We start from the raw sequence: 1,455 nt of genomic DNA, 5'->3' as shown, positions 1-1,455 counted from the left end.
GCCTCAGCAGCCATTCCTTGAAGCAAGTCAGCGCTGCTCTCTCCGGCAAGTCGGGCTGCACCAGGTAGTAAGCGCGTTGACCTCGCAAAGGTCTGGGGCAAGCCACGACCAGGGCGCCGCTTGCCAATTCAGCTTGAATCAGCAGCGTTGGCATGAGGGCCACGCCCAAGCCACAACTCGCAGCGGCCGCCTGCATTGAAAAAAGCTCGTACCTGGGGCCTGCCATGGCGCGGGGTGCATAGACGCCTTGAACATCAAACCAGTGCCGCCAGGCCTCGGGACGCGTGGCCTGCTGCAGCAAGGGCATGCCTGCCAAGATCTCAGGGCTCACCTCGTCCATATCTGCCAATAACGCTGGGCTGCATACCGGCAGTACATCCTCTGGGAAAAGCAGCGTGGCGTGGGTGCCCGCCCATTGGCGTATCTGCTCTGGCGTACCGGCGTAAAGCGCAGCATCAATCCCGGTATCGCTAAAAAGAAAGGGGCGAGTGCGCGTTTCGATGTGAATCTGCAGTTGCGGCTGTTCGCGTGCCAGGCCCGGCAAGCGCGGGATCAGCCAGCGCGCGGCAAGGGTAGGAACGGCCGCAAGCGTCAGGCTATCGCCTTGGCCCTGATGCCCCATCAGGTCCAGCGTGTCGCGCTCCAGGGAGTCCAGTTGACGCGACACCTGGCGCGCGTAATTCTCCCCGGCAGGAGTAAGCGTCATGCCATGCTGGCTGCGCTTGAACAGCGCCACCCCGACAAAGTCTTCCAATGCCGCCACCTGGCGTGATACGGCGCCTTGTGTCAGGGCAAGCTCCTGTGCCGCACGCGTGAAGCTGCGGTGGCGTGCTGCGGCTTCAAAGCAGTTCAGGGCCTGGGTGGAAGGAAGTTTGCGGCGCATAAGAGGGGCCTCACAGAGAGCTGGGCAGACCGCATCATTTTGCATCAGCCCATGCCCAATTAATACAAAACCTCATATGAGACTGAGAAACAATCGGTTGATTAGCTTGAGACGTCGAAAGTATGATGAAGACATCACCATTTTTCGTAAAGAGACAAGCCATGAGTCAATCCCCCCGCTTTTCCTGGTCCGACCCCTTTCTGCTGGACCGGCAACTCAGCGCTGAAGAGCGCCAGGTGCGCGACGCTGCCCATGCTTACTGCCAGGAACGCCTGTTGCCGCGCGTGCAAGAGGCCTTTCGCCATGAAAAAACCGACCGCGCCATCTTCAATGAGATGGGCGAACTCGGTCTGCTCGGCGCGACCATTCCGGAGCAGTATGGCGGCTCCGGCCTGAACTACGTCTGCTACGGCCTGGTGGCACGCGAAGTCGAGCGGGTCGATAGCGGCTACCGCTCCATGATGAGCGTGCAGTCTTCGCTGGTGATGGTGCCTATCAATGAGTTTGCCTCCGAAGCACAGAAACAGAAATACCTGCCCAAACTCGCCAGCGGCGAATGGGTGGGCTGCTTC

The 1,455-nt window shown here is 60.3% G+C and carries 2 protein-coding genes; one reads left to right on the top strand and one right to left on the bottom strand.

The window, feature by feature from the left end; all coding sequences use genetic code 11:
• Positions 1-883, bottom strand: an 883-nt coding sequence (locus PJE01S_RS24095) for a LysR substrate-binding domain-containing protein (protein ID WP_068836242.1), incomplete at its 3' end; no start/stop codon positions are given.
• A 161-nt stretch (positions 884-1,044) separates the two neighbouring features.
• On the opposite strand from PJE01S_RS24095, the gene PJE01S_RS24090 reads away from it, so the two are divergent.
• The coding region (locus PJE01S_RS24090) for an acyl-CoA dehydrogenase family protein (protein ID WP_174548582.1) at positions 1,045-1,455 on the top strand (411 nt) is incomplete at its 3' end.

This window comes from Polaromonas jejuensis NBRC 106434, assembly GCF_001598235.1.
GTDB classification, from domain to species: domain Bacteria; phylum Pseudomonadota; class Gammaproteobacteria; order Burkholderiales; family Burkholderiaceae_C; genus Polaromonas; species Polaromonas jejuensis.
Note: the sequence above shows the minus strand (reverse complement) of the source record. Positions and strands in the feature narration are given on the sequence as shown.